Origin of the sequence: Tropicibacter alexandrii (assembly GCF_003667315.2) — a bacterium.
Taxonomy (GTDB): domain Bacteria; phylum Pseudomonadota; class Alphaproteobacteria; order Rhodobacterales; family Rhodobacteraceae; genus Tropicibacter; species Tropicibacter alexandrii.
On record NZ_RCTZ02000004.1, the window covers coordinates 78,501 to 104,303 of the forward strand.

Annotated in this window: 27 protein-coding genes; 13 read left to right on the top strand and 14 right to left on the bottom strand. The window is 62.1% G+C overall.

Features of this window, described 5'->3' with window-relative positions; translation table 11 throughout:
• Positions 1–11: 11 nt before the first annotated feature.
• From D8Z78_RS06610 to flbT, 3 genes are all read left to right on the top strand, one after another.
• Entirely contained in the window at positions 12–1,304 is a 1,293-nt protein-coding gene (locus tag D8Z78_RS06610) for a flagellin (protein WP_121629572.1), read from the top strand.
• A 72-nt stretch (positions 1,305–1,376) separates the two neighbouring features.
• A complete protein-coding gene (gene flaF / locus D8Z78_RS06615) occupies positions 1,377–1,754 on the top strand; it encodes a flagellar biosynthesis regulator FlaF (protein ID WP_121629354.1) in 378 nt (125 codons plus the stop codon).
• A complete protein-coding gene (gene flbT / locus D8Z78_RS06620) occupies positions 1,751–2,155 on the top strand; it encodes a flagellar biosynthesis repressor FlbT (protein WP_121629355.1) in 405 nt (134 codons plus the stop codon). Before flaF ends, flbT begins: the two co-directional genes overlap by 4 nt.
• 1,552 nt (positions 2,156–3,707) lie before the next feature.
• On the opposite strand, the gene D8Z78_RS06625 is transcribed toward flbT, so the two are convergent.
• Entirely contained in the window at positions 3,708–5,075 is a 1,368-nt protein-coding gene (locus D8Z78_RS06625; protein ID WP_121629356.1) for a FliI/YscN family ATPase, read from the bottom strand.
• Between the two features lie 106 nt (positions 5,076–5,181).
• Between D8Z78_RS06625 and D8Z78_RS06630 the strand changes: the two genes are divergently transcribed.
• The 9 genes from D8Z78_RS06630 to D8Z78_RS06670 are packed head-to-tail and all read left to right on the top strand — an operon-like array spanning position 5,182 to position 9,766.
• A complete protein-coding gene (locus D8Z78_RS06630; protein ID WP_121629573.1) occupies positions 5,182–5,559 on the top strand; it encodes a FlgB family protein in 378 nt (125 codons plus the stop codon).
• 12 nt (positions 5,560–5,571) lie between these two features.
• Positions 5,572–5,961, top strand: a complete 390-nt coding sequence (gene flgC, locus D8Z78_RS06635; RefSeq protein WP_121629357.1) for a flagellar basal body rod protein FlgC — start codon at positions 5,572–5,574, stop codon at positions 5,959–5,961.
• 48 nt (positions 5,962–6,009) lie between these two features.
• Positions 6,010–6,297 carry a flagellar hook-basal body complex protein FliE gene (fliE, locus tag D8Z78_RS06640; RefSeq protein ID WP_121629358.1) on the top strand — a complete coding sequence of 96 codons (288 nt, stop codon included), beginning with the start codon at positions 6,010–6,012 and terminating at the stop codon, positions 6,295–6,297.
• Between the two features lie 4 nt (positions 6,298–6,301).
• A complete protein-coding gene (locus tag D8Z78_RS06645; protein ID WP_121629359.1) occupies positions 6,302–6,571 on the top strand; it encodes a flagellar biosynthetic protein FliQ in 270 nt (89 codons plus the stop codon).
• Between the two features lie 2 nt (positions 6,572–6,573).
• The gene (locus tag D8Z78_RS06650) at positions 6,574–7,287 is read left to right on the top strand and encodes a flagellar hook-basal body complex protein (RefSeq protein WP_121629360.1); all 714 of its coding nucleotides are present in this window, start codon (positions 6,574–6,576) and stop codon (positions 7,285–7,287) included.
• Positions 7,288–7,299: 12 nt separating this feature from the next.
• On the top strand, positions 7,300–8,085 hold the full coding sequence (gene flgG / locus D8Z78_RS06655) for a flagellar basal-body rod protein FlgG (protein WP_121629361.1): 786 nt from the start codon (positions 7,300–7,302) through the stop codon (positions 8,083–8,085).
• Positions 8,085–8,501, top strand: a complete 417-nt coding sequence (gene flgA / locus D8Z78_RS06660; RefSeq protein ID WP_121629362.1) for a flagellar basal body P-ring formation chaperone FlgA — start codon at positions 8,085–8,087, stop codon at positions 8,499–8,501. The genes flgG and flgA overlap by 1 nt, the downstream gene beginning before the upstream one ends.
• A gap of 8 nt (positions 8,502–8,509) precedes the next feature.
• Positions 8,510–9,238 carry a flagellar basal body L-ring protein FlgH gene (gene flgH / locus D8Z78_RS06665; RefSeq protein WP_121629363.1) on the top strand — a complete coding sequence of 243 codons (729 nt, stop codon included), beginning with the start codon at positions 8,510–8,512 and terminating at the stop codon, positions 9,236–9,238.
• 9 nt (positions 9,239–9,247) lie between these two features.
• Positions 9,248–9,766, top strand: coding sequence for a flagellar basal body-associated FliL family protein (locus tag D8Z78_RS06670; protein ID WP_121629364.1), 519 nt, complete (start codon positions 9,248–9,250; stop codon positions 9,764–9,766).
• A 52-nt stretch (positions 9,767–9,818) separates the two neighbouring features.
• Here the strand turns inward: D8Z78_RS06670 and D8Z78_RS06675 are convergent, their stop codons facing one another.
• The 11 genes from D8Z78_RS06675 to D8Z78_RS06725 all read right to left on the bottom strand — a co-directional run bounded on the left by D8Z78_RS06675 (position 9,819) and on the right by D8Z78_RS06725 (position 23,444).
• On the bottom strand, positions 9,819–10,238 hold the full coding sequence (locus tag D8Z78_RS06675; protein ID WP_121629365.1) for a hypothetical protein: 420 nt from the start codon (positions 10,236–10,238) through the stop codon (positions 9,819–9,821).
• Complete coding sequence (locus tag D8Z78_RS06680; RefSeq protein ID WP_121629366.1) at positions 10,235–11,326, bottom strand: EscU/YscU/HrcU family type III secretion system export apparatus switch protein; 1,092 nt, start codon at positions 11,324–11,326, stop codon at positions 10,235–10,237. Before D8Z78_RS06680 ends, D8Z78_RS06675 begins: the two co-directional genes overlap by 4 nt.
• Positions 11,327–11,331: 5 nt before the next feature.
• A complete protein-coding gene (locus D8Z78_RS06685) occupies positions 11,332–12,099 on the bottom strand; it encodes a flagellar biosynthetic protein FliR (RefSeq protein WP_121629367.1) in 768 nt (255 codons plus the stop codon).
• Positions 12,096–14,177, bottom strand: coding sequence for a flagellar biosynthesis protein FlhA (gene flhA / locus D8Z78_RS06690; RefSeq protein WP_121629368.1), 2,082 nt, complete (start codon positions 14,175–14,177; stop codon positions 12,096–12,098). Before flhA ends, D8Z78_RS06685 begins: the two co-directional genes overlap by 4 nt.
• Before the next feature lie 145 nt (positions 14,178–14,322).
• A complete protein-coding gene (locus D8Z78_RS06695) occupies positions 14,323–16,695 on the bottom strand; it encodes a hypothetical protein (protein ID WP_121629369.1) in 2,373 nt (790 codons plus the stop codon).
• Positions 16,692–17,561: a flagellar motor stator protein MotA gene (gene motA / locus D8Z78_RS06700; RefSeq protein ID WP_121629370.1), complete on the bottom strand. Its 870-nt coding sequence runs from the start codon at positions 17,559–17,561 to the stop codon at positions 16,692–16,694. The genes D8Z78_RS06695 and motA overlap by 4 nt, the downstream gene beginning before the upstream one ends.
• A gap of 68 nt (positions 17,562–17,629) precedes the next feature.
• Complete coding sequence (locus tag D8Z78_RS06705; protein WP_121629371.1) at positions 17,630–18,733, bottom strand: flagellar basal body P-ring protein FlgI; 1,104 nt, start codon at positions 18,731–18,733, stop codon at positions 17,630–17,632.
• Complete coding sequence (locus tag D8Z78_RS06710) at positions 18,733–19,731, bottom strand: flagellin (protein WP_121629372.1); 999 nt, start codon at positions 19,729–19,731, stop codon at positions 18,733–18,735. Before D8Z78_RS06710 ends, D8Z78_RS06705 begins: the two co-directional genes overlap by 1 nt.
• A 12-nt stretch (positions 19,732–19,743) precedes the next feature.
• Positions 19,744–21,174 carry a flagellar hook-associated protein FlgK gene (gene flgK, locus D8Z78_RS06715; RefSeq protein ID WP_121629373.1) on the bottom strand — a complete coding sequence of 477 codons (1,431 nt, stop codon included), beginning with the start codon at positions 21,172–21,174 and terminating at the stop codon, positions 19,744–19,746.
• Positions 21,175–21,208: 34 nt separating this feature from the next.
• Positions 21,209–22,504, bottom strand: coding sequence for a flagellar hook protein FlgE (locus tag D8Z78_RS06720; RefSeq protein WP_206169647.1), 1,296 nt, complete (start codon positions 22,502–22,504; stop codon positions 21,209–21,211).
• 97 nt (positions 22,505–22,601) lie between these two features.
• Positions 22,602–23,444, bottom strand: a complete 843-nt coding sequence (locus tag D8Z78_RS06725; protein ID WP_121629375.1) for a flagellar motor protein MotB — start codon at positions 23,442–23,444, stop codon at positions 22,602–22,604.
• Positions 23,445–23,670: 226 nt separating this feature from the next.
• Between D8Z78_RS06725 and D8Z78_RS06730 the strand changes: the two genes are divergently transcribed.
• Positions 23,671–24,339, top strand: a complete 669-nt coding sequence (locus D8Z78_RS06730; protein ID WP_164932905.1) for a YjbF family lipoprotein — start codon at positions 23,671–23,673, stop codon at positions 24,337–24,339.
• Here D8Z78_RS06730 and D8Z78_RS06735 read toward each other — a convergent pair.
• Positions 24,336–24,944, bottom strand: coding sequence for a sugar transferase (locus D8Z78_RS06735; RefSeq protein WP_420824305.1), 609 nt, complete (start codon positions 24,942–24,944; stop codon positions 24,336–24,338). The two genes, D8Z78_RS06730 and D8Z78_RS06735, sit on opposite strands and share 4 nt — an antisense overlap.
• A complete protein-coding gene (locus tag D8Z78_RS06740) occupies positions 24,941–25,786 on the bottom strand; it encodes an NAD-dependent epimerase/dehydratase family protein (RefSeq protein ID WP_121629378.1) in 846 nt (281 codons plus the stop codon). Before D8Z78_RS06740 ends, D8Z78_RS06735 begins: the two co-directional genes overlap by 4 nt.
• Positions 25,787–25,803: the final 17 nt, after the last annotated feature.

Genomic DNA, 25,803 nt, shown 5'->3' on the forward strand with positions numbered 1-25,803 from the left:
AGGACAACACAATGTCTAGCATTCTGACGAACAACGGCGCCATGGTGGCTCTGCAGACCCTCAAGTCGATCAACAAGGGTCTGGCCGGTACTCAGCAGGAAATCTCCACCGGCAAGCGCGTTGCCAACGCCAAGGACAACTCCGCCGTCTGGGCAATTTCGAAGGTCATGGAAGCCGACGTGAAGGGCTTTAAGGGGATTTCGGACAGCCTCAACCTGGGCCAGTCGACCGTTTCGGTTGCGCGCCAGGCATCTGAAACCGTCACCGAACTGCTGACCGACATCAAGGGCAAGATCGTTGCCGCACAGGAAGAGAACGTCGATCGGGACAAGATCCAGACCGACATCGACGCCCTGCGCGACCAGATTTCCGCCGTTGTTGGTGCAGCCCAGTTCAACGGTCTGAACCTGCTGTCGAACACCGAGAAGACCGCCGATACCGGCAGCATCAAGGTTCTGGCCTCGCTCGATCGTTCCGCCGATGGCGTGACCGCATCGGACATCGAGGTCGGCAAACAGGACCTTGGCACCAGCGCCTCCGCCATCACCGGCACCGCGCAGGCCACCGGCGGCACCCAGATGAGCGGCGCCGCAGCTGGCACACTGGTGACCCTGACGGGCGCAGCAACTGCCCCGACCACCGGCTTCACCATCGAAACCGCAGAAGTTGCGGCTGGGGTTGGCTACACCATCACGCTGAGCGGTGGTGCAGGTGAACTGGCTGGCGCGAACACCGCGGCGACCACCGGCAAACCGTCCGAGATCATGTATGTGGCGCGCGACGGTGACACCGCACAGGACGTGTTCGACGGGCTGAACGATGCGATGGTCAAGCATCTCGAGGCCAACGATGTCGACACCGGGGAACTGTCGATGGCCTTCAACGCCACGACGGGCGCCGTGACGGTCACCGGCGGTGGCGCAGGCAACAACGTGGGTTTCCGCGCGGATACTTACGCCGCCGCGGGCAACACCATCGGTGGCCGCCTCGAGGCGCTGAACGAAATCGACGTGACCACTCAATCCGGCACCGATGCGGCACTCGACGAAATCGAGGGTCTGATCCAGACCGCGATCGACTCCGCCTCGGCATTCGGTTCGGTTCAGGGTCGCATCGAGACCCAAGCCGATTTCGTGACCGGTCTGACCGACGCCCTGAAGTCGGGCATCGGGACGCTGGTCGATGCCGACATGGAAGAAGCATCGGCAAAGCTGCAGGCGCTTCAGGTTCAGCAGCAGCTTGGTGTCCAGGCTCTGTCGATCGCCAACCAGGCGCCGCAGTCCCTGCTGTCGCTCTTCCGTTAATCGGACTTTCGGAGGCCGGGCTGTCCCGGCCTCCGTTTTCATTTCCCAGTCACATAACCAGAAGGTTCTGACGTGAACGCTCAAACTCTCGCCAAGCACGCCTATTCGCAAACTGCCCGTACGACCCAGACCCCGCGTCGCATCGAGTACGACCTGTTTGCACGCATCACGCATCGCATTAAGACCGCCGCGCAAGCAGGCCCGCTGGCGTACCCGAAGCTCGTCGAGGCGCTTTCGGACAATCAAAAACTTTGGACCACCCTCGCCGTTGATGTCGCAGACAGCGATAACGGTCTGCCTGACGATCTGAGGGCGCGGATTTTCTACCTAGCCGAATTCGTCCAGCAACATACGGGAAAGGTTCTCGCCAAGAAGGCCCGGATCACGCCACTTTTGGAAATCAACGCTGCGATCTTGCGCGGCCTCGGCGACAGGAGACCACCAGAATGAGCGGACTGGTCCTGAAGCTTGGCCCAAGGGAGCGGGTTCTCATCAATGGCGCGGTAATCGAAAACGGGGACCGCCGCAGCCGCCTTTCGATTGTGACACCGAATGCAAACGTATTGAGGTTGAAAGACGCCCTGCATCCGAAGGACGCGAATACGCCGGTCCGCCGTCTGTGCTACACGGCCCAGCTGATCCTGACCGGTGACGCCAACCCTGAGGAGACGCGGGCTCAACTGCTGCCCCGGATCGAGGAACTCAGTCAAATCCTCGTGGATGGCGACAGCCGTCGGCTTCTGACACAGGCAACCGATGCCCTGTTAAGTGATCAATTCTATCATTGCTTGAAAGCCCTGCGGGCGCTAATGCCCCGTGAAGAAAGACTTTTGGCCGCCAAGCTTTCCTGAGCCTCAAGCTAGAGTCTGGGAAGTGCAAGAAAAATGGATTTGGCGAAATCATTGGGTGACCTTGCACCCACCCAACTGGATGCTTCAACCGAGTAGAGGATCACGCCACCAATCAGAGAATCGAACGCTTGTCCATTTCGGAGCAGTCCGATGCATCTGGGTATGATCCGATCGGGGGGTTGCGCCTTTGGGTGAATTTGCGCGAACTAAGTATTTGGTGATTTCGGCAAAATCACCGAGTGGCGCTCAAAGGCGCTGCCAAACCGCAAGCGGCTGAATAAGAGAGCTCGGGCCAACAGACCTGTGAATAATCCGACGTCGCAAGCCCGACGCGGCTGCCCTAGTTGGAGGCCACACCGCATCGGGCCAGTTTATGAGGCCTCAGAAGGGGGCAATTTTCGGTGTCGATTTGCGTGTTGCCCTGTGCCGAAGCCGCGCCAATGCTAGCATTGAAGCAATTCCAGATGCGCAAGATCGACGGGTTCGGAGCCCTTTCTTGGTCCATTGAGCCGATGGACCTCTACCAAAAGGCCTGAAATCACGCGACTTCACACGCCCGAAGCAAGCCGATAGCGAGTCTCTAAGACAATCGAAACACTACCAGACGCACCAAATGGATACACCTGCTCTGGAGGCGCCCGATGCGGCTAGCCTGGACATTTACAAGTACTTTTTGGATGTGCTGGGGTCGATACGCCGTCCTGCGAACAACACACTCTTCAGCGTCAGGATAATTATCCGGAATTGATAAGCGACCGAATCTTCCTCCAATTCCGGCCGAGCAGGGGCCAAGAGCCAGTTCCTCCAGGCAAAATCGCTGCATCAAGATTTCACGAACCGCCCCTGCCAATCCCAAGCACCTGGAAGTGCGAGATAGTTTTTCCAGAATCAAGACTACACGACAACGATAGACGGGCCCCGTCGCAGAGGCTGAACTGTAAGTTTCGCTTCCGGCGCAGCCATGCACACCGGCTTTTCGACGGCGTCGAGTCATTCAAAAACCTCTTCGTCAATTCACCGCAGCGGCGAAGCCTTTGCCATCGAACTATGAACGGATGGCGCTCGCGCGGCGACGGCGTTTCGCGGTTGTGGAAGCTGATCGGTTGCGGCCAATTCAAGCGTGTCGGACCAGCGGCACAGCAGCTGCAACGTCGGCAGTCACTTCGGCCTGATGGTCATGGCGGCGCGTAAACTAAGACGCCCCGGTCGGAACAGGGTGTCGTTTGCGGCATAGCCATAAATTACCCTCGGCTTACTACCGTCTGTTTTTGCTCAAAAAACCGCCGCAAAAAGGACGTCTTTAAAGTCTCAAATTACAGAGCTCGAGCCCTCACCACTCAGCCTAGGGTTCCTGGCCAAAACACTATCCCGTTCTCGCTGCTCGGCGCGATTCGGCGCGTGGAAAGCAATTGGCACAGATGGGGTGAAGCTCCGACGCTCAATCGCGCCCAATTCCGGGCATCGAAACCGGGCGCAATCGAATGTTGGGTCCGACGGAACCCTTTTCTGGCTTGCACGCACTCTGTCGTACTCACCGCGTCGTGTCAGTAGATCAGACCAGTTTTGCACGCCGCATCGGCCCCCCCTGGGACCTCGCCGCCAGCGATTGTGACCGGCGCAAAAGGGTGTCCAATCGCGAAAAAGCCTCCTCCGGGCCGTTGGCGGATGACTCCGAAAGGAACGTATCGAGATCTGTCCAGACTTGGATGGCTTGGTCCAGAATCGGGTCCTCGCCGGCGCGGTACAGACCGGCGCGGATCATCGTTTCGGACTGGGTATAAGCGCCGAGCAATTGTCGAACCTTTTGAATCTGCTCATTTTCCGAGGTCGATGCCGCCTCCGGTAAGCTGCGTGACACCGAGCGAAGCAGGTCGATCGCCGGGAAGCGCCCACGCTCTGCGATCTTGCGGTCCAGAACGACGTGGCCGTCAAGAACGCCGCGCAGGATGTCGGCGATCGGCTCGTCCATGTCCGAACCCGCGACGAGGACGCTGAAGACGGCAGTAATGTCGCCGCTTTGATCGATACCGGGGCCCGCACGCTCCGCGAGACGCATGATTTGGTGCGCCACCGAAGGTGGAAAGCCGCGCAAGGCGGGCATTTCGCCCGACGCGATCGCCACCTCGCGATGCGCCTCTGCGAAACGTGTGATCGAGTCTGCCAGATACAGTACGTGTTTGCCCTGATCCCGGAAATGTTCGGCAATCGTCATGGCGGCAAGCGGGCAACGGCGGCGTTCGAGCGGGGATCGGTCCGAGGTTGCCGCGACCACGACCGATCGTTGCATTCCTTCCGGCCCCAACACCGAGTTCACGAAGTCCAGCACCTCGCGACCGCGCTCGCCGACCAGCGCCAGAACGACGACATCGGCCTCCATGCCTTGTGCCAATTGGGCCAACAGCCGCGATTTCCCGACCCCGGAGCCCGCGAAAAGACCGATTCGCTGACCTTTGACCACCGGCAAAAGCGTGTCGAAAACCGCCATGCCCGTGGACAGGCGTTCCCCCAGCCGATGGCGCGCGGCGGCGGGTGGCGGACTGGCGCGGAACGGACGCGCACGATCGCCCGAGCGCAAGGGCGCACCATCGAGCGGCTGGCCATACGGGTCGATCACCCGGCCGATCCAACTGTCACATGGCGCAAGGGTCGGCGCGCCCAGAACCGCCACGCGATCGCCCTTGGCAACGCCATCGACAGCTTCGTCCGGCAGCATCGCCACGAGATCATCGCGGATTCGCAACACCTCTCCTCCCAATGGGCCGTCGGGGCGCAGCAAGCGCAGGCGATCCCCGATACAGGCCGACTCCGCCAGGCCGCTGACCCAGACGGTCGTGCCGTCGACCGATTGCACCCGCCCCACGGCACGCACCGGGTGCAACTGCGCAATCCGGGCCCGCAGCCCGTCAATCTCATGTTCCATCGAACGCTCCGTTCAGGTTCCGCAAACCGTTTCTAAAGGAATCACCGTTAAGTCTTGGTTTCACGGCGCGGGAGAAACCCGCCACATGATCGAGGGAGAAACCCCGATGTTCCAAAACCTGGACGTCTTCAGAACGGCGATGGCCATGGCACGGCATGCAGGCACCCAGCAGGCCTATAGTGCCCAGAATATCGCGAATGCCGATACACCCGGTTACCGGGCCAAGGAGCTGCCCGATTTTCGCAGCACCGTCCGGGATTCGCTGATGGGCCAGCGCGCCACGCGCGCCAATCACCTGAACGGGTCTGTCGGTCGCCAAGTCGATTTCGAAGAGCGCCGCGTGGCGCTGGACCCAAACGGCAACACCGTCTCCCTCGAAGAAGAAATGGTCAAATCAGTCGGTGCCCAGCGTCAGCATGACCGCGCGCTTGCGATCTACAAGAGCAGCATGACGATCCTGCGCACCAGTCTTGGCCGAAAGTAAGGAGTTCAAATCATGAGTGTTTTCGGAGACGCCCTATCCGTCACAGCCAGCGGCCTGCAAGCGCAGGCGACACGTCTGCGCGTGGTGACCGAGAATATCGCAAACGTCGACACCCCCGGCTATCACCGCAAGACGATTCCCTTCGATATCGACCGGTCCAGCGGCGATCTTGCCCGCGTGAAGGCTGGCGATGTCGATTTCGACCGCTCCGAGCTGGAAAAGGTCTACGACCCGGCCCATCCGCTGGCGGACGCCACCGGCCATTACGATGGCACGAACGTGAATCTCATCATCGAGATGGCCGATGCCCGCGAGGCACAGCGATCTTATGAGGCAAATCTCAAGATGTTTGAACAGACCCGCAACATGTCCAGCGGTTTGATGGACCTGCTGCGCCGATAACACCCCGGGCGCAGAACGCGCCCTTGATCCCAGACAAAGGAGACCAGAATGGACGCCCTTTCGATGAACGCTGCACAAAGCTATGCAGCCTCCCGCCCCGCAACCGCGCCGCTTCCCGGCGCCAAGATCGAACGCCAGTTCGGCCAAGTCGCCGAGCAGTTCGCCCAGCAGTTGCAGGGGGCCGAACAAATTGCGCAGACCAGCATGATCGGAAACGCCGATCCCCACGCTCTGGTCGAGGCGCTGGCCCAGTCGGAACTCGCCGTCGAAACCGTGGTGAGCGTGCGCGACAAGGTCGTCGAGGCCTATCAGGAAATCCTGCGGATGCCGGTCTAACGCCATGCTGACCGAGGCCATCTTCTTTGACACGCTGCGCCAAGCACTGTGGATCGCGACGATCACGTCGGTGCCGATCCTTTCGGTGGCGTTGATTGCGGGGGTCAGCGTCGGCCTGTTGCAGGCCCTGACTTCGATCCAAGAGATGACCCTGACCTTCGTGCCGAAACTGCTGGCGATCGTCGCGGTGTTCTGGATGTCCATGAGCTTCATGACCCGCACGCTGGTGGATTTCTTCCAAGCGCAAATCATCCCCATCATCACCGGAGGCTGACCATGGAAACAGCAGGTTACGTCGCCCTCGCCCGCCAGACTTCGTTGATGAAGGAAATGCGGGTCATCGCGAACAACATCGCCAACGCCAACACCACCGGTTTCCGGCAAGAGGGCGTGATCTTTGCCGAATATGTCGAACAAGGCGACGGGTCCAAGGGCGTGTCGATGGCCCAAGGCACCGTTCGGAACACCTCGCTGGCGCAAGGCACGCTGGATATGACCGGCGGCACCTTCGACGTCGCCATCGAGGGTGACGGCTTTTTCATGGTGCAGACGCCGAACGGCAACCGCCTGACCCGCGCGGGCGCGTTCACGCCCAGCGCCCAAGGCAACCTTGTCACGCCGGATGGCTATCCGGTTCTGGATGCCGGTGGCGCGCCCTTGTTCGTGCCACCCGATGCCAGCGACCTTGCGATTGCCCGCGACGGCACGATCAGCACGCAAGGTCGGCCCATCGGGCAGATCGGAGTCGTGGTTCCCAACGACCCCATCCAGATGGAGCGCGAAGGCGGCGTGATGTTTCGCGCCGATGCCGGGACCGTGCCGGTCGAAAACCCCCGCGTCATGCAGGGGTTCGTCGAGGCGTCGAACGTCGATCCGATCCTTCAGGTCGCCCGCATGGTCGAGGTGCAGCGCGCCTACGAGATGGGGCAAAGCTTCATGGATCGCGAAGATGAACGGATCAGGACGGCCATGAAGGCCTTTGTGAAATAAGGAGCAAGCAGAATGCGTGCACTGAGTATCGCGGCCACCGGGATGGCTGCGCAGCAAATGCGGGTCGAGGTGATCTCGAACAACCTCGCGAACATGAGCACCACGGGCTACAACGCCCGCCGTGCCGAGTTTTCGGACCTGCACTACCAGCAATATGCGCGGCCGGGCACGGTGAACGCTTCGGACGGCACGGTTTTGCCGACCGGCGTGCAGCTGGGTCTGGGCGTGCGCCCCGCCGCCGTGTCGGTGCAACTTTCGCAAGGCACGCTTTCCCAGACCGGTGGCGACCTCGATCTTGCCATCGAAGGGGCGGGCTATCTCGAAGTGACCATGCCCAACGGGCAGGCCGCCTATACACGCGATGGCGGGCTCAAGCGGACGGGCGACGGGCTGATCGTCACCTCCGAAGGCTACCCCGTCGCCCCCGAAATCACCATTCCCGCTGATGCCCAGCGCCTGTCGATCAATGCCGAGGGCGAGGTCTATGCCTATTTCGCGGGGCAACCGGATGCGCAGTTGCTGGGGCAATTCACCCTGTCCGGCTTCACCAACCCCAAGGGGCTGGAGGCGATCGGGTCGAACCTGTTCGTCGAAACCGACGCTTCGGGACCGGCGCTGCAATCGACACCCGGTGTCGATGGGCTGGGCACGGTCCGTCAGGGCTATCTCGAAGCCAGCTCGGTCGATGCGGTGCGCGAGATTTCCGAACTGATCGAGGCCCAGCGCGGTTACGAACTGAACTCCAAGGTGATTTCCGCCGCCGACCAAATGCTTGCCGCGACGAGCCAGGTGCGCTGATGCGGATCGCGTTTGCCATCGCCGTGATGCTCGCCGGGCCTGCTTTGGCGGAAACGGTCGTGGCGACGCGCACGATCCGCCCGCAGGAAATCATCGGAGCCTCCGATGTGAAGCTGGAAAACGTGGATGTCCCGGGGGCCCACGTGAAGCTTGAGAACGTGATCGGGCTGGAAGCGCAATATGCGCTTTATCCCGGTCGCGCCGTCATGCGCGGAGCACTGGCCGAACCGGCCGTGGTCGAGCGCAACCAGTTCGTCGTGCTGGTCTACCAGACCGGCGGTCTTCGGATCGTCACCGACGGGCGCGCGTTGGATCGGGGCGCCGTCGGTGACCGCATCCGCGTGATGAATGTCAATTCCCGGACCTCGCTGTTCGGGACGATCTCCGAGGACGGAACGATCCTCGTGTCGAATTGAGGACCAAGATGCTGAAAAAGTTTCTCCTGACCGGGATGATCCTGTCTGCCGCGGCCTGTGCACGCCTCGACCACGTGGGCAAGGCGCCCAGCTTTTCGCCCCCCACCGAAAGCGTCGAGCGCGTGGCGATGATCGCCTCCGGCATCCCCGAAGAGCGCGCGCCGGGCCGTGTGACCGATGGCGCGTCGCTTTGGGCGGCTGGCCAGACCTCGCTTCTGGGGGACAGGCGCGCGATGAAGCGGGGCGACATCATGACCGTCGTGATCGAGATCGATGACAGCGCCGAGATCAAGAATTCGACCCAGCGCTCGCGCAGCGGATCCGAGTCGATGGCCGTGCCGCAACTGCTCGGCCTGCCGCAGCGGATCGATCCGAACCTGCCCCCCGGCGCGACCATGGCCGATGCGGTGCAGCTTGACGGGTCCAGCTCGTCTGCCGGGGATGGTTCGGTCCGGCGCAGCGAAAGCCTGACCTTGCGGGTCGCGGCGACGGTGACCGACGTTCTGCCCAACGGCATTCTCGCCATCGAAGGCAGCCAAGAGGTGCGGGTCAATTTCGAACTGCGCGAATTGCTGGTGTCCGGCTATGTCCGCCCCGAGGATATTTCGCGCCAGAACGAGATCACCTATGACAAGATCGCCTCGGCCCGGATTTCCTATGGCGGGCGCGGCCAGATCACCGATGTGCAGCAACCCCGGATCGGCCAGCAAGTGCTGGACGTGATCCTGCCCTTCTGAGGTCCGGCCATGATCAAGAAACTGCTTCCCATCCTGCTCGCCCTGATCGGCACGGGCGCCGGTGTCGGCGCGGGCCTCTTCCTGATGCCCACAGCGCCCGAAGAGCACGCCGATGCTGCCGTCGAATGCGTGCCGCCAGCTGACGATCCGGAGCACGAAGCCGCCCCGGCCAGCGATCATGCCGCAAGCGACGGGCCTCCGGTCGGTCGTGAATATGTCAAGCTCAACAACCAGTTCGTGGTGCCGGTCATGAAGCAGGACCAGGTCTATGCGCTGGTCGTTGCCTCGCTCAGCGTCGAGGTCTCGACCGGCTCGACCGAAACGGTCTATGCACGCGAACCCAAGCTGCGCGATGTCTTCCTTCAGGTCATGTTCGACTACGCGAATATCGGCGGCTTCGCCGGGTCCTTCACGAATGGCGACCGGCTTCAGATCTTGCGCAGCAACCTCCTCGAAGCGGCCAAAAGCGTGCTGGGCAGCGATGTTAGCGACGTTCTGATCACCGAGATCGCCCGTCAGGATACCTGATACGCTCCAACGCATCGACCAAAGGCCCCGCCAAGCGGGGCCTTTTGCGCGTTCATTCGAAGGGGAAGTCGCGCAAGCGGGTCAATTCGTCCAGCGTATCCGCTTGGCGTGCCAGCAGCTTGTCGCGCCGGTCGCTGCGTTCCTTCTGGTCGAGCTCGGCGGCCGCCTCTGCGCGGGACCAAGCCGTTCGGGCTTTTTCCATGCTGTCATGCAGGTTGGCGCGCGCCTTGGCCGCCTTGCGCAGGATTTCCGACCGCTTGCGCAACAGCCAACCTTGGTACAAGGCGTCCGAGCCAAGGATCTGCCGCGCGCCGATGCTGTCCTGATCGGCCTGCACTGCCCGAAACAGCGCATCGATCTGCTCCAGCTCGTCCGCAAGACGCTGGCTTTCCTCAAGGTTCCGACGATGGGTTTCCAACGCCTTCTCCTTGAGGATCTCGGTCACCTGAAGGATCGGTTCATATCGGGTCATTTCCAACCTTTCTGACGCGCCTTAACGCGCATCGCATCGGCAAAACGGATCGCGGCCGCAACGGGCCGGTAATGGTCGGGCGAAATCTCGTCACCGATATTCGTCGTCGCATAGACCGCCCGCGCAGTTGGCGGATCGGAGTGGATGGGAATGCTGTTTTCGCCAGCGATCTCCCGGATCTTCAGCGCCACCTCGTCCAGCCCCTTGGCCACGCAAACCGGGGCGGATCCCGGGGCGCGGGTCCATTTCAAGGCGACGGCGTAATGGGTCGGGTTGACGATGATGACGTCTGCCTCCGGCACGTCCTGCATCATCTGGTTCAACGCCAATTCCTGCGCGCGGGCCCGGCGATGGGCCTTGAGATGCGGGTCGCCCTCGGACTCCTTCATCTCGTCCCGCAATTCCTTCTGCGACATGCGGTTTTTGCGCATGTGTTCGGCCCGTTGAAAGAACCAATCCAGCGCGCCAATCGACATGGCGATCAGCACGACGATGAAGAGGAAGCGCAACATCAGCCGGGTCATCGACATCACGATCTCGGCCGGGCTGGCCTGCACCATCCCGGTGATGGTGGACAACTGGCCGCGCAGGAACACCGCAAGCAGGATCGAGTAGATGCTGAGTTTGAGAAAGCTCTTGAAGAACTCGAACAGGCCTTTTCGGCCGAACTTGTTCTTGGCATTTGAGATGGGTGAAATCCGGTTCAGCTTTGGCACCAGCTTTTCACCAGAAAAGACGACCCCCCGGGTCGCAAACAATGTCAAAAGGACAAAGACGCCGGGCACCAGAAGGAATGGCAGGGCCGGGCCCAGCGCCGCCACCATGACGGAGCCAGCGATGGATTGCGCGCCATCGCCAAAGAACAGACCTGTCAGCCTGTCCGGCTGCTCGATCAGGGGCAGCAGTCTTTCGGCAAAAAGTGGCAGGCTGTAGGCCCCGATGGCGGTCCCGCAAACCAGCATGCCCAAATAGGCCATCGCGGTGTTCAGATCGCCCGCGCGGGCGATTTCCCCCTTCTTCCGGGCATCGTCGAGCTTTTTCTGGGATGGCTCGTGGCTTTTTTCGCCGCTTTCGTCGTCTTCTGCCATCGGTCCTACCTGAACGGCACGGCGAGAAAGGCGTCAAAGGCGCTCAGCCAGACCGTCAACATCAGCGGCGCGGCGACCAACAGCAAGGCGACCGCACCGAAGGTGATCACCGGGGCTCCGACGAACGCCACCATCAACTGCGGCATTGCCTTGTTGATGACGCCGAGGGTCAGATTGTAGATCACCGACATGATGACGAAAGGCGCGGCGAGGCTGAAGGCCAGCGCAAAGCTTTCGGCCACGCGATGGCGCCCGGCATCGGCCACATCGGCAGGGGTTGGAAAGCTGAAGGGCGGGAGCAAGTCATAGGACAGGACAAGGAATGCCGCCGCCTTGATGTGAAACCCGGTGGCAAACAGCAGGGCCAATGCGGCGGTGGTCAGAATGTGCCCGATGGCGGGCAACGGGTCGAGGCCGGTTCCCCCCATCAGTTGCGCGAGCGAGGTGGATTGCGCCGCGATCGCGCCCGCCGTCTGGATGGCAAGGATGAACAGCCGCAAGACCAGACCCAGAAACAGGCCATTGAGGCTTTCGGTGGCGATCACCATGACCAAGGCGTTCAACCCCGGTTCCGGCAAGTCGATGCCCGGCGCCACCGCAGGCGTGATGATGACCGTCAGCATGAGGGACAGGACCAGCCTGACACGGACAGAAATCACCTGCTCGCCGAGGCCCGGCAACGTCGCCATGACCGCGCCCACCCGGATCAGGACGATCAGGCCCAGCCAAGCTGAGCCTGTCATCATCTCGATCAAGGGCAAAAGCGCCGTCATGCTGCCACGACACCGATCAGCGCGGGTCGCGCCTCCAGCCCGATTTCCTCGAAGGACATGACCGGGTTGCTCATCCCCTTCGCGGCCATCACGGTCCGCACGTACCGCCTGCGCCGGGCCGAGGTCACGACGGCAGGTGAAACCCCGCGATTTCCCGCCTCGCCGATCTGATGGGCCAGCCCCGAGGTCAGCGCCTCGAACCGGTCGGGTGGAAGGGCGACATCAAGCCCGCCTTGGCTGCCTTCGATCTGGTGACGCAGGAAGGTTTCCTCCCATTCCGGGGCCAGTTGGATCAACGGGATCGTCCCGTCATCGCGCCGCATCGAGGCCACAAGCTGGAAACCCAGCCGCTGGCGGACGTGTTCGCAGATGACTTCGGGCTGGGTCTGCTGGCCCCGCATCTCGGAAATTGCCTCGAGAATCAACGGCAGGTTCCGGATCGAAACCTGTTCGTCCAGCAGCAGGCGCAGCACTTGATGCAAGGTATCCATCTGCACCTTGTCCGGGATCAGATCGTCGAGCAGCTTTCGGTTTGCTTCGGCGCGGGCGTGGTTGGTCAAAGTGACCATCTCGTCCATCAGACGCCGCAGGGATTTCAGCGTCAGCAGGCGGCCAAAGTTGCGGCGAATCACCTCGAGCAGGTGGGTGGCCAGCACCTCCGTCGGAGTGACGATGGTAATGCCGGTCAGCGCCGCCTTTTCCTGATCCTCCGGGCGGATCCAGCGCGCGGGCGCACCGTAGACCGGTTCGGTTACATCCCGACCCGAGGGCAGCGCCGCGGCGGTTTCAGGCACCAGCGCCAGCACGAAATCCGGGTTCAGCTCGCCGCGCGCCATCTCGACTCCGTGGATTTTGACCACGTATGTTCCGGTGGGCAGCGCGGGCGCGTCAGTCAGACGGATTTCAGGCAGGATCAGGCCGTATTGCGAGGCAATATGCGTCCGCATGTTGGCGATCCGCACATCCAGACCGGTGCCCGGATCCAGCACCATGTTCACAAGGTCGGGCGCGAATTCGACATGAACATCATCCAGATCAAGGACATCGCCCATGTGAATCCCGCGCGGAGCCTCGGGTTCGGCCTGATCGACATCCTCCTCGTCGGCCGGTTCGGGGCGGGTGTGCAGCCACCACGCCGCAGCCCCGAGGACTCCCCCGCCGAGGATGAACGGTACAAATGGCAAACCCGGCACCAGCGCGAACAGCACCATGAGAACCGAGACCGCCATAAGCGCTGACGGGTGCTTACCCAGTTGCTGGGCGACCGCCATGTCCGTCGATCCGATGGTCCCGCCGCGCGCCAGAAGCAGGCCCGCCGCGATCGAAATGATGACCGCCGGGATCTGGGATACCAAGCCGTCGCCAACCGTCAGGATCGCGTAGGTTTCCATGGCGCTGCCAAGGGGCATGCCATGCACCACCACGCCCATGATCATGCCCATCACGAGGTTCAGCAGCGTGATCAGCAACCCGGCGACCGCATCGCCCTTGACGAATTTCGAGGCGCCGTCGAGGGAGCCGAAGAAGGTCGTCTCTTGTTGCTCGGTTTCACGTCGACGCTTTGCTTCGGCATGGTCGATGGCGCCCGCCGACATGTCTGCATCGATGGCCAGCTGCTTGCCCGGCATTCCGTCCAGGGCAAAGCGCGCGGACACTTCAGCCATACGTGCGGAACCCTTTGTGATGACAGCGAAATTCACGATCATCAGGACGCCGAACACGACCAGCCCCAGAAAAACGCTGCCGCCCATCACGAAGTTGGCAAACCCTTGAATCACTTCGCCAGCCGCGTGCGTGCCGGTATGGCCTTGACCGATGATCAGCTTCGTCGAACTCACGTTGAGCGACAGCCTCAGCATGAGCGATGTCAGCAAGATCGTCGGGAAGGCGGAGAAATCCAATGGCCGCTCGATGAAGAGCGTGACGGTGAAAATCAGGATGGCCAGCCCGAAGGAGGCCGCCAGCCCGACGTCCAGCACCCAAGACGGCATCGGCAGGATCATCATGACGATCACAGCCATCAGCGCGAGGGCAAGAAGGATGGTTGGTTTGAAAAGACTTGAGCCGCTCAAAGTCATGCCGACCACCGTTTCGGGTTAGGCGCGACTGCAAAATCGGGGAAAGCCGAAAGGGGTATGTCGTTGATTGCCATTTCTTGGCCTCGCGTCACTTCTGCAACCCTTACTAGCTAAGCCAGATCGGTTTACATTCTGTAACCGCGTCTCAGTCTTCCTGCGGAATTCGGGTCGCTTCCAGCAGGGCCCGAAGCGTATCGCGCGCGCTGCTGCTTTCCGCGGTCAGTTGCTCCGCGTCGCGCAGCGACAGCGCCTGCGGGTCTACCGTCGTCTGTTCGGCATCGATCAGCGCGGCGGCAGGTGCCAGAACCGAACCGTCAGCCGCCGCGACGCCCTCCCAATCTCCGGCAAGCCAAGCGGCCTGAAGCGCGGCATCCGTCTGACCCGTCTTGTCGAAAGCGGTTCTCGCGCTTTCGAAATCCCCCATGAGCGCACGAATCTCTGCCCTCAAAGCGTCGGGTTCTGGGCCGGACAATCCGACCAGATAGCTTTCGGCCTCTTCCGGTTGGAACAACTGAAGGTAAGCGCGCGCGCGCAAGAGCCGAACCTCTTTGGTGGATTCGTCGATATCGATCCGGTCGAGCCGCTCCAGCACCGCTTCTGACAGTCCCAGATCAAGCATCCTGCGCGCGACAGCGAGGTCGAGTTCAGGCTGTGTCGTGCGATGGCCGGTCGCATCGAGGCGAAACGCGTATTTCAGGAACGAGACCTCGTCCTCGGAGGCAAGCAAGGCCTCGAGCATATGGTCGCCCATGTCATGCGCCGTATCCTTCGGAATACTGCGCGAATCTTCCAGCACGACAAAGGCTTGATCGAATTCACCGTTTAGCAAAAGCATCCGGAGATGGGTCTGCCAAAGCGTCGGACCTGCATCGGTATTGCGCATTTCAGTCGCATAGGCGGCCGCCAGTTCCACCATGACTTTCGGAACTTTCTCGCCGGTCCGTTCCGCCAGATCAGCAGCCGTCACAATGGCCTCGATTGAATTGGGCCCGGCGGTAAAGGCCAGTTCCTGCAAGGTCCGGGCCGCATCTCCTGCTTTGCCTTCGTGCACGTCAAGCTTGGCACGGCCTAGGGCGATCTTGTCGGTTTCCTCCCCCGAGCTTCGTTCCAAGCGGCGCAGAAGGTCGCGGGCTGTATCTGTTTCACCGAATTTCGACAGTTGTTCGGCAAGCGTCGGCCCCAAATGCTCCCTCAGCACTTTTGGAAGCGCCTCGAAGCTGCGCAAAACCGCGTTCGTGTTGATCGAATCGCCCTTTGGTAAGGTGGCCATGTCGAGCAAGGACCAAAGCGATGCGGCACCCTCGCAGCCAGTTTGCCGGGCGAAGATATTGGTCGGATCATCCTCCAGATCGACGAGATATGACAAGGCGACCAGCGTCGGCGTCTGCGCCGCCTCGTCGAGCAAGGCCGATACTCGCGCCTCGGCACCAAAGCCGTAGTGGATCTGCGCCATCATATGGGTTTGCAGAGCAGATGGATCGACCCTGTCGAATTCACCGAAGACCGCGCTGCGTGTGGATGACAGATATTCGAACGGGTCCGCGGATTGGGGCGCCCAATCCATAATCCGCAAGGATTTGTCAGGCAGACAGTTCACCCCGCCGATCACGAGATGCCGATCGTTCTTGAGATCATGGTCGAGCCCGGCCAAGCCTTCAGCCAACTGCTCCGCAAGACCGCGGCTTTCTTGAGGTTCCTCGGCTGCAGGCTTGGCCGGGGTCGGCGCCACGAGGGGAGGTTGCTGGATGGCCGGGTCCAGCAGGCCTTGGGTCGCTGCAGCGGCCAGATCCGCGATGATCTGGGCACCGATGGACTTCGGTTGGCTCACGTCGCCGGGCAGGGCTGTGGCATCGACCGGCGATGGATCTGGCAAGGCGGGCCTGGTGAGCGGCACACCAGGCATCAGCGCTTGCGGCGATTTGCCGGGGCCAATGCCGGGCGTTCCGCTCATCCTGATCTCGGCAAGGTCGGCCGCGTCCGGCAACCCGGCTTCGGGCACGGGCTCGGCTGCTGCGTGACCGTCGCCCTGCGCATGATCTGGCGCAACGGCCTGATTGAGAGCGGCATCCTGCACGGTTTGCGGGATGTCGGCTGGGTTGACCGCATCGGCGGCGATGGGACGTCCAAGTTCTTCCTCACGACCAGCATCGGCCAAGGCGGGACTGACATCGACGATCAGCATGCGCTCCGCCAGAACGGTGGCGTCCGCCTTGCAGTCGCAAGCGAGGTCAATTTTCAACGAGGATTCACCCGAAATCGGCGTCAACTCGGCGACACGGCTCCGGTCGATCCGTGCAAACACCTGATCGATCCGGAAATCCGACGCTTCGCCCTCGACCTGCAATACGTATGCGTCTTCCGTAGGGCTGCGGTCCAGTGACCAGTTCGCCCCCGCGGGTAGCGCAAAAACCAGGCGCGTGAAGCCGTCGTGGTCCCCGGCGCGGACGTCGATGACTTGGGCCGTTGCCTGCCACGGGAAAAGGATGAGGGTCAGTAAGGTCAGGAATGCCCGGGTCATGCAGCCTCCTGCTTGACCGATTTCAGGGCCTCTTCCAGCTCTTCAAAGCTTGGGCGGTGGTGGTCCGGTGTGTTCTGACGACCGACTTCGATACAGATGTTCGTAGCGTGGTTGTGAAGGTTCGCCACCAGCACCTCGCGGATCAGGTGATAGAAATGGAAATCCTCTTCGCAAACCGCCTTCACCTTCGAGGCGAAGGGGGCCACGAGGCCGTAGGACAGGAACACGCCAAGGAATGTCCCCACAAGCGCGCCACCAATTAGTTTACCAAGAACTTCAGGAGGCTGGTCGATCGAGGCCATCGTCTTGATCACGCCCAGCACGGCGGCCACGATCCCCAGCGCCGGCAGGGCGTCCGCCGTGGATTGAAGTGCGTGGCTGGAATGCAGCGCGTGGTGTTCCATGCCCTCAAGGCGCTTGTCCAGCACCTCTTCGACTTGGTGCGGATCGTCGTAATTCATCGACACGGACCGCATCGTGTCACAGATCAGCTCCACCGCCTTCCTGTCACCCAATATCTTGGGATATTTGCTGAAAATACTGGACTCCTGAGGGGATTCCACGTGCTCTTCGATGGCGACCGGGTTCTGGCGGGCAAGGCGGATCAACTCGAAAAGCAGGCAAAGCAGATCGCGATAATCCTCGTGCTTCCATTTCGCGCCCTTGAACACCTTGCCGATGTCCTTGAGCGTGTGTTTCACCGTCCCGCCATCATTGCTGATCAGGAAAGCGCCCGCCGCCGCGCCCCCGATCATCATGAATTCGAAAGGCAACGATTTGAGGATGATCGCCATCTTGCCGCCAGCAGCAAGATACCCGCCAAAAACCATGGCAAAGAGCACAACGATCCCGATGATTCCCAGCATTCCCGGTCTCCGATACTTGTCCGAGGTAAGAGTGGCAGTGAGCCGTTAAGAAACCCTCACGCCGGACCTCACATCACGACGAAATCTGCATGAAGCGCCCCGGCGGCCTTGATGCTCTTGAGGATGTCGATCATGTCCCGCGGGCTGACGCCCAGAGCGTTCAAACCGGCGATCACTTCGGACAAGGAGGTGCCGGTGGGCACTTCGGCCAGCGCGATCCCCGGCTCTTCCTCGATGGCGGCCCCGGTCCGCGGGACAATCACCGTTTCCCCTTCCGAGAACGGGTTGGGCTGTATCGCCAACGGCGCCTCTTCGATGCGCAGCGTCAGGCCACCCTGAGACACCGCGACACGGGAAATGCGCACATCGGCGCCCATGACGATGGTTCCGGACCGCTGGTCGACGACCACCCGCGCCTTGCGTTGCGGTTCAACCGAAAGGTTTTCGATGGCGACAATCGCCCGCGCGGGCGACGGTGCCCCTGTCGCATGCAGATTGACCGTGATCGTGCCCGCATCCATCATCGTCGCGGCCTGACGGCCGATGGCGCGGTTGATCACGTCCTCGATCCGGGCGGCAGTGGTGAAATCCGGCTCGCGCAGGGCGAGACGCAGCGAGGACAGCTGCGAAAAGTCGAACTCGACCTCGCGCTCGACCCGCGCACCCGACGGGACCACACCAGCGGTCGGGACCCCCTGCACGACGCGCGCCGCATCGCCCTCGGCCTCGACACCGCCGGCGATGACCGTCCCTTGGGCCACGGCGTAGATCTGGCCATCGGCTGCGTTCAATGGCGTCATGATCAGCGTCCCGCCCAGTAGGCTTTTCGCGTCACCGATCGCCGACACGGTGATGTCGATCTGGCTGCCGATCCGTGCGAACGGGGGCAGTCGGCCAGTCACAAGCACGGCGGCCACGTTGCGCGGCCGGAACTGTTCGCCGGTGACGTTGACACCCAACCGTTCGAGAATGTTCGACATGATCTCTTCGGTGAAGGGCGAATTGCGCAGGCCATCGCCGGTGCCGTTCAGACCCACCACAAGACCATAGCCGACAAGGTCGTTGGCGCGGACGCCGTCGACCTCGACCAAGTCCTTGATCCGGACGGATTGGGCCGTGGCGGGCAGGGTCAGCATGAGAAGGGCGATCAGGGCGATCAGGGGTCTCAACATCAGAGGTACTCCGCAAGGGACAGGCGCTGCGAGCGCGCGGTGATCGCGTACAGGCTTTCCAGCTGCCCACGGATGTTTTCGTAGCGCGAGGCCGTGTCGTAGGCATCGGCCCCGACCAGATCCAGCCGCGCCATGCTGGTTGCCGTCTTCTCCGCCGAGTTGCGGGTGACGGTTTCCTCGATCCGCGCCTCGAGCGCGCCAAGCCCCGCGCGCAGTTCGACAACGGATTGCTGCGCTCCCAGAAGATCACGTCCGGATTTCGCCAGAACCTCGACCTGAACGGATTGATCCAGACCGATGCCGTTGTCGGTGGCCAGCGCGGCCATGACGATCGGTTTGAGCATGTCGCGAAAGGTGTCATCGCTGGCACGGATATCGACATTGGCGCTTTCGGTTTCGCTCAGTTGCATCGGTGCGAGGCCGGTATTCGCGCCTTGATAGATCGTGGTCTCGTAGGTGCCGCCGGGCCCGAAGAAGGTGTCGAGCGCGGTTTCGACATCCGCCAACGTTGTCGCCCCGGTCAGCGCAGTCCGCGCCGCGTTCAGAAAATCGTCGACTTCCTGCAACGCCCCGCGATCCGTCGCCACACCGGAAAACAGAAAACGCCCCGCCACGGACCGGTTCAGCCCGTTGATGATCTGACCCAGCGCGTTCTGCGCATCATCCGACATCGTGTTCAGCAAAGACGAGTTCGGCGTCAGCTCTGCCGCGATCAGCGACTGCGACAGCGTCTCGCTGCGCGATTGCATTTCGTCCAGCGCAGTCTGCATCGCCCCGGTCAGGAAACCTGCCTCGGTCGTGTTGACCCGGTAGGTGTCCAGCTTGGACAGGGCGCGGTCGATGGCCATCAACCCGGTCGTGTCGCCCTTGAGGTGCTGGGCCGGATCGCGGACAAAGCCCGTGGAGACCTCGACCGCCAGTTGATCCATTTCCTCGCGCAGCCTGACCTGGTTGGTCCGCAGAACCAAGGCGCGCGCCATATCTCCGACAGAATCCATCCCGTTTTCTCCTTAAATATTCATCAGGCGTTCAAGCAGGTCATCCACGGTGGACATCACCTTGGCATTCGCCGTGTAAAGCTGCTCGATCTGCATGAGGCGTTGCAGTTCCAGATCCGTGTCGACGCCCTTGGCCAGTTCGGCCTCTTTCAGGGCGGTGTTCCGCGAGGTCTGGTAGGTCTGGGCATTTTCGGCCCGCACGCGGGTGCCCGACAAGGTCGAGGCGAATTCGGACGCATGGTTGACGAAACTGCGCGCAATGGGGGCAAGCGTTCCCGAACTCGGGACAACTGCCGCGGACAGGGCCTGAGAGATCCCCTGAATCAGACGGGCGTCGCCCACCTCGCCTTGAGTCGCGGCGCCAAGCCCGTCGCGCAGACGCCAAGAGCCGCCGCTGCCCGGGGCCACGAGGCTGTTCAACTGGATTCGACCGGCCAGCCCCTCTTCGGCGAGGGGATCGAAGGCAATGCCTGAGTCGGTGAACAGGCCTGGATCAGTCGCACCCAAAGTCGCGTCCGGGCCACCGGGCCCGAGCCGTTCGATCAGGTCGCGGGCGATGGCATCCAGCTCGGCCTGCCGAGCCACACCTTCACCGTCGCGAATGTCGAACTGCGCCTCCAGACTGCCGCCCGCATACATGCTGGGATTGACCGACAGCCCATTGATCGTCAGCCCGGACAGCTGCCCTCCGGCCAAGGTGTCACCCGCGCGCACCGTGATGGCGGGGGTGAATTCGAACTGTGCGGGCTTGCTGTCCAGCAGGATCGCGCCGCCCTTGCTGTAGACCGTGACATCGCCATAGTCGCCCTCGACGACACGCAGGGGGATGATGTCGGCAACCTTGTCGAGCAGTTGATCCCGTTCGTCGAGCATCGACGTCATGTCGGAACCGGCAATGTTGCCGCGCACCACATCCCTGTTGATCTCGTCCAGACGAGTCAGTGTCTGGTTGAGCAGCTCGACCTGCGCGCCGATCTTGCGATCTGCCTCGCTGCGCAGGGTCTGCACCTTGTCCGAGAGCGTGTTCAGCGTATTGGCCAGATCGTTGGCCGTGGTCGCGACCATTTCCAGACGCTGTGTCGACGCCGGGTTGGACGCCGCGGTCAACAGGCTGTTCTCGAACGCCTCGACCCGCCCGACAAAGGAGCCGGACTCGCCCGACAGGCCCATGGTGTCCTCCATCGATCTGACAAAGGTGAACATGTCCTGCGCATAGGCGAGTTGCGCATCCGACTGGCGCCGGTCGGTGACCAGCGCCGGATCGACGAGCCGCGCAACGCCGCCGATCCGAACCCCCCCGTTGAAGCCGGCACCCAGAACGAGTTCGCGCTTGCCATAGCTTTCGGTCGTTGCGTTGGCGATGTTGGTCGAGACCAGACCCGCCGCCCGCGAATTCGCCCGCAAGCCGGAAAACGCGAAGGAAAGTGCACTTGATAGAGACATTTACCGATCTCCTCGGAGAGCTTTGGACACGCCGTCAGCGCTTGATGTTGGTGGTTTCCTGAAGCATCTCGTCGACGGTCTGGATCACCTTGGCGTTCGACGAATAGGCCCGCTGGGTCTGGATCATCGAGGTCAGTTCCTTGGCCACGTCGACGGTCGATTCCTCGCGCGCGAAGGACTTGATATCGCCGGTCGGGCCATCCCCCGCATCCCAGAGGAAGAACGCGCCGCTGTCGCGGGTCGGGCGGAAGGTCTGGTTGTCGAGCGCCTGCATGCCGTTCGGGTTCGGCAGATCGGCCAGCGGAACCTGGAACAGGGTCTGCGACTGGCCCGTATCGTACTGAGCGATGACGAAGCCGTTCTCGTCGACCTGAACGCCCACGATATTGCCGATCTCGGAACCGTTCTTGGTGATCGCGATGGGCGCGAAGGAGTCGGACAGTTGCGAAAGCCCGCTGTTTTCGCCCACGGCACCGATGTCGAAACTGATCGGGCCACCGGCCACGTTCACGTCCAGAAGGCCGGTCACGGGGTCATAAGCGCCACCCGTGATGGCCGTCACCGACTGGATCTGGCCGCCAGCGGTCCGCGAATCGTCGAAAACGATGGTGTATTCGCCGATCACCGCGCCAGCCTGCGCGCCATCGGTCATCACCATCGTCCATTCGTTCGAGGTGCCGGTCGCCGGAACCGTCGGCGTGAAGGTCATGTTGATGCTTTGCGACACGCCGATATTATCGAAATACTCGACCGAAAGGGTGAAGGGATCGCCGCTTTTGCCGGCCTGGGTTTCGACGGCGGGCAGGTTGAGGCTCATATCGACCGCGGTGGTCGGATCGCCGGTCAGGGTCAGGCTGAAGCGCACCGGTTCCAACCCGTCGGCCGTGTCGCGGGGATAGGAGGGGATGGTGCCATCATTGTTCGCCGGCCACCCAAGAAGGTAATATCCCGCCTGGTTGGTCATGTACCCCTCCTCGTTGAGACGAAAGGAACCGGTGGTGGTGAGCAGCATTTCCGCGTCACCGGAGGCGGCGAATTGCGACGCGGAGGCCACCGGCAGCATGCCGTTGCCGCGCACGGCCAGGTCCGTCGCATTGTCGGTGGTGACGATCGATCCCTTTCCGTCTATCAGCCGCATGGTGCTGGCAGAGACGCCGCCCGCCGTGTAGCCACCGCCATTGTTGCCGACGACGAGCGCATTGAATTCCGTCTCGGCCCGCTTGTAGCCAAAGGTCGACGCGTTCGCGATGTTGTCGGAAATCGTGGCCAGACGGGTCGCGTTCGCCGCCAGTCCGGATACACCTGCATTGAGGGAAGAAGAAATCGTCATGGACGCGCCTTTCTGCTGCATCGGTTTATCATTCCGACACCACAGATACGCGCGCCTGCTTAACGCTGGCCTAACATCTAAAATCTGATTGAATTGATCATAGGTTTCTCAGAAAAACGATCTCAAGCCGGTTGTTGCGCACATCCATGACGTTGTCATGCGCCGGCTCCCGGTCCGCATGCGCGGTAACCCTTTGAACGCGCTTTGCATTCATCCCGCCATCCGTCAAAAGGTGCCGAAAGGCGGTGGCCCGTTCGTTGGACACGTCCCAGCTTGGGTCGCGGGCCAGCACCAGCGGATAGGCCGCTGTATGCGCCTCGACCGCGATGGGATTCGTCACCACCACCGAGGCCGAAATCAGCACACGCGCCAGTTCGCGCAACAGCGGAGTCGGCATGTTGTCATCGTCGAACAGTCTCGCCTCGCGGGTTTCGAACAGCTCGACCACCAACCCCTCGTCGGTGACACGGGTAACGATATGTTCCAAAGCCTCGTCGGCGACCATGCTTTCGCCGCCGCGCCCCATCAAGGCATCCTCGACCTTCTCGAAGCTCTCCATCTCGGCATTGTCTTCCTCGTCGGTCGGCTGCTTGTATTGGGCCACCTCGGTATTGAGGTTGGTGTTCTGCGGGTTCAGGCTGGTCGAGCCGGTGCCCATGCGTGGCAGCGTGTTTTCCGCAAAGACGGATTCCCCGCCCAATGGACCGTCGCCACCGCCGGACACCCGGGTCATGGCGATCGTCGGCGTGAAGTAGTCCGCGATCCCCTTGCGCTGCTTTTCGGTGGTCGCGTTCAAGAGCCACATCAAGAGAAAGAACGCCATCATGGCGGTCACGAAGTCCGCATAGGCCACTTTCCATGCGCCACCATGGTGGCCATCGCCTGCGACGACCTTCTTTCGCTTGATGATGATCGGCGCGACGCCGCTATCCCCACTCATCGGATCCACCTCATTCTCACCCAGGAAAAGGATTAGGCTGTCGCGACTTACCACTCGCTTAACAATTCAAAATGTAGGGTAATAAGCCCGCTCCGTGACAGCGGGTTGTGCCGATTTCCCACAAATCAAGACTGGCCCCACCGCATGAATGGACAGAGGCGAGCAAACACTCTAGCAAAGTGGGAAAGGCCGGGGCATGCGGGCCAACGAGCAAGAGGGTGTGGCGATGACGACTTTCACAACCGTGCGGGGCGGTGTTTTCCTGACGTTGATATTGGCCCTGACGGCCTGTGGAAACGCCCAGCAGGACGAAGCCAACTTGTTGAAATCCCTTCCCAAAGCGATTTTCAGCCGCAAGGCGCCACCACCCGTGGTCACGCCCGAGCAACTGGGGCAGGCGCTGGCCAGCACGTCTGCGGCCATCACGCTGTATGTCAGTGAACAGACCAAGGGCCAGTTCCTGTTGCAGGATATCGAGCGTAACGGCCCGTATCAGAGCTTTGGCTCGGCGTCGCGGCGGGTCATCGTCATGCGGGACGGCATGATCACCTCGACCCGAGGCTTGGGCGGTGACCTGATGTCCTCGGAGGAGGATGACCTGCTTGCCCTCGTCAAGCGGGCAGCGCCCGGCACCGCGCGCTACGTGCAGCGTTTCCTGACACCCGAAGACGTGAACGTCACCTATGAATATGCCTGCTCGCTGGATATCGGCAGCTCGATCCCGGTGGTGGCCGGCGCGCTCAACACCAGCGCGCGGATGGTGACGGCGACGTGCATCGGCGCGCATGGCGAATTCACCAACACCTATGCAGTGAATGGCGGGCAGATCCTGTCGTCGCGCCAATGGCTGGGCGATACGCTTGGCTACATGCAGACGCAGGCGATCCGCCTTTAACGATCGTGCATCGAGACGCCGCGAAACACCGTGGCGACCATCAATCGAAAATCCGTGCAGGGATTGCGGCGGCGGGCATAGATCATGTCCAGCCGGGCCTTGCGCGGGATGCAACGGCGGCAATAGATCGCTTCGGTGGCCTCGGGCGAGGTCGATCCCGCCAGCAGGCGTTCCTCGGTGCGGTGAAAGGCAAGCGTTGCGAGGCCGGTGATGCCGGGCCGGTCTTGCAAGACCTTTGCGTAGGTTTCCGGAAACATCTCGACATACCGGCGCAGGGGCGGGCGCGGCCCCACGAACGAGATGTCGCCGCGTAGGATGTTCCACAATTGCGGCAGTTCATCCAGACGGGTCCGCCGCAGGACAGCGCCCGTGGGCGTGATGCGCGCGGCCTTGTCGCCCCCCGAAACGCCGCTATCCGTGTCGACCACGGCCATTGTACGGAATTTCCACAGCAGGAACCCTCGGGTCGGAGACTTCATCCGTTCCGATCGATACAGGATCGGACGACCGTCCCGGATCAGAACCCAAAGCGCCACGCCAAGGATCAGCGGCCACAGCACCGCGCCCAACACCAGCGCATAGAGAATATCGAGCGCACGGGTCACGGCCAGATCCCGGTGGCGCGCGCACCTTCGACCAGATCCAAAGGGTCGGTCGCGGGCAGTGGGCATAGCCGCTGCAATCGGCTTGTGTCGAGCGTGACATGTTGCAGCGCGCCGACCGGTGCCGGTTTCCAGATCACCGGGCACCCGGCGACCTCTGCGATGTCCTGCATACGCACCGGGTCGGGCGATGCGACGTTGAACACGCCCTCGCCGGACAGGGCCGTGGCCTCGACCACCCGTGCGAGGTCTTGCGGCGCGATGTAGCTGCGAAACGGCCCTTGCCCGTCGGCAAAGCGATCAAGCGTGATCGGTTGGCCGGGTCGCATGTTGCCGAACAGGCTTTCGGCCCCGGCGACGCTGCCGATGCGCAAGATCACCCGGCGCGGCCCCTGCCCCATCGCCGCCAAGGCCGCCTCCATTTCCAGCTTGGCCTGACCATAGGCGCCCGGCGGGCGGGTTTCCGCACGCTCGGACAGATCGGCCCCGGGCGCGTAGACCGCCGCGCTGGAACAATGCAGGACACAGCCCACGCCGAGTTCCCGCGCCAGACGCTCTGCCGCCTGCGCGAGGCTGGTGTTGCGGGCCAGATCGGCCCGATCCCCACGCGTGACACCCCAGAAAGCGGCAACAACGTCAACGGATGGCAAAGCGTCGCACGATTGCCCGGGAGCCCAGCACACCCCGCCATCCGTCTCAAGCTGACCGCGAAAAACCGGAATGATTTCAAACGGGTGATCCGTGCGGTTGGACCAGACCGCGCGCAGCATGCGGCCAAGCTTGCCCGAGGCGCCCAGCAACAGGACACGTTTGCGCGGAAACGAAGCAGGCACGGGCAGGCTCATATCTCTTTCAATTGAGG

Bases quoted from the DNA above. Each gene is read 5' to 3' on its own strand.
- D8Z78_RS06610 (WP_121629572.1), top strand. From the start codon at position 12: ATGTCTAGCATTCTGACGAACAACGGCGCCATGGTGGCTCTGCAGACC.
- flbT (WP_121629355.1), top strand. From the start codon at position 1,751: ATGAGCGGACTGGTCCTGAAGCTTGGCCCAAGGGAGCGGGTTCTCATC.
- D8Z78_RS06625 (WP_121629356.1), bottom strand. From the start codon at position 5,075: ATGGAACATGAGATTGACGGGCTGCGGGCCCGGATTGCGCAGTTGCAC.
- D8Z78_RS06630 (WP_121629573.1), top strand. From the start codon at position 5,182: ATGTTCCAAAACCTGGACGTCTTCAGAACGGCGATGGCCATGGCACGG.
- flgC (WP_121629357.1), top strand. From the start codon at position 5,572: ATGAGTGTTTTCGGAGACGCCCTATCCGTCACAGCCAGCGGCCTGCAA.
- fliE (WP_121629358.1), top strand. From the start codon at position 6,010: ATGGACGCCCTTTCGATGAACGCTGCACAAAGCTATGCAGCCTCCCGC.
- D8Z78_RS06645 (WP_121629359.1), top strand. From the start codon at position 6,302: ATGCTGACCGAGGCCATCTTCTTTGACACGCTGCGCCAAGCACTGTGG.
- D8Z78_RS06650 (WP_121629360.1), top strand. From the start codon at position 6,574: ATGGAAACAGCAGGTTACGTCGCCCTCGCCCGCCAGACTTCGTTGATG.
- flgG (WP_121629361.1), top strand. From the start codon at position 7,300: ATGCGTGCACTGAGTATCGCGGCCACCGGGATGGCTGCGCAGCAAATG.
- flgA (WP_121629362.1), top strand. From the start codon at position 8,085: ATGCGGATCGCGTTTGCCATCGCCGTGATGCTCGCCGGGCCTGCTTTG.
- flgH (WP_121629363.1), top strand. From the start codon at position 8,510: ATGCTGAAAAAGTTTCTCCTGACCGGGATGATCCTGTCTGCCGCGGCC.
- D8Z78_RS06670 (WP_121629364.1), top strand. From the start codon at position 9,248: ATGATCAAGAAACTGCTTCCCATCCTGCTCGCCCTGATCGGCACGGGC.
- D8Z78_RS06675 (WP_121629365.1), bottom strand. From the start codon at position 10,238: ATGACCCGATATGAACCGATCCTTCAGGTGACCGAGATCCTCAAGGAG.
- D8Z78_RS06680 (WP_121629366.1), bottom strand. From the start codon at position 11,326: ATGGCAGAAGACGACGAAAGCGGCGAAAAAAGCCACGAGCCATCCCAG.
- D8Z78_RS06685 (WP_121629367.1), bottom strand. From the start codon at position 12,099: ATGACGGCGCTTTTGCCCTTGATCGAGATGATGACAGGCTCAGCTTGG.
- flhA (WP_121629368.1), bottom strand. From the start codon at position 14,177: ATGACTTTGAGCGGCTCAAGTCTTTTCAAACCAACCATCCTTCTTGCC.
- D8Z78_RS06695 (WP_121629369.1), bottom strand. From the start codon at position 16,695: ATGACCCGGGCATTCCTGACCTTACTGACCCTCATCCTTTTCCCGTGG.
- motA (WP_121629370.1), bottom strand. From the start codon at position 17,561: ATGCTGGGAATCATCGGGATCGTTGTGCTCTTTGCCATGGTTTTTGGC.
- D8Z78_RS06705 (WP_121629371.1), bottom strand. From the start codon at position 18,733: ATGTTGAGACCCCTGATCGCCCTGATCGCCCTTCTCATGCTGACCCTG.
- D8Z78_RS06710 (WP_121629372.1), bottom strand. From the start codon at position 19,731: ATGGATTCTGTCGGAGATATGGCGCGCGCCTTGGTTCTGCGGACCAAC.
- flgK (WP_121629373.1), bottom strand. From the start codon at position 21,174: ATGTCTCTATCAAGTGCACTTTCCTTCGCGTTTTCCGGCTTGCGGGCG.
- D8Z78_RS06720 (WP_206169647.1), bottom strand. From the start codon at position 22,504: ATGACGATTTCTTCTTCCCTCAATGCAGGTGTATCCGGACTGGCGGCG.
- D8Z78_RS06725 (WP_121629375.1), bottom strand. From the start codon at position 23,444: ATGAGTGGGGATAGCGGCGTCGCGCCGATCATCATCAAGCGAAAGAAG.
- D8Z78_RS06730 (WP_164932905.1), top strand. From the start codon at position 23,671: ATGACGACTTTCACAACCGTGCGGGGCGGTGTTTTCCTGACGTTGATA.
- D8Z78_RS06740 (WP_121629378.1), bottom strand. From the start codon at position 25,786: ATGAGCCTGCCCGTGCCTGCTTCGTTTCCGCGCAAACGTGTCCTGTTG.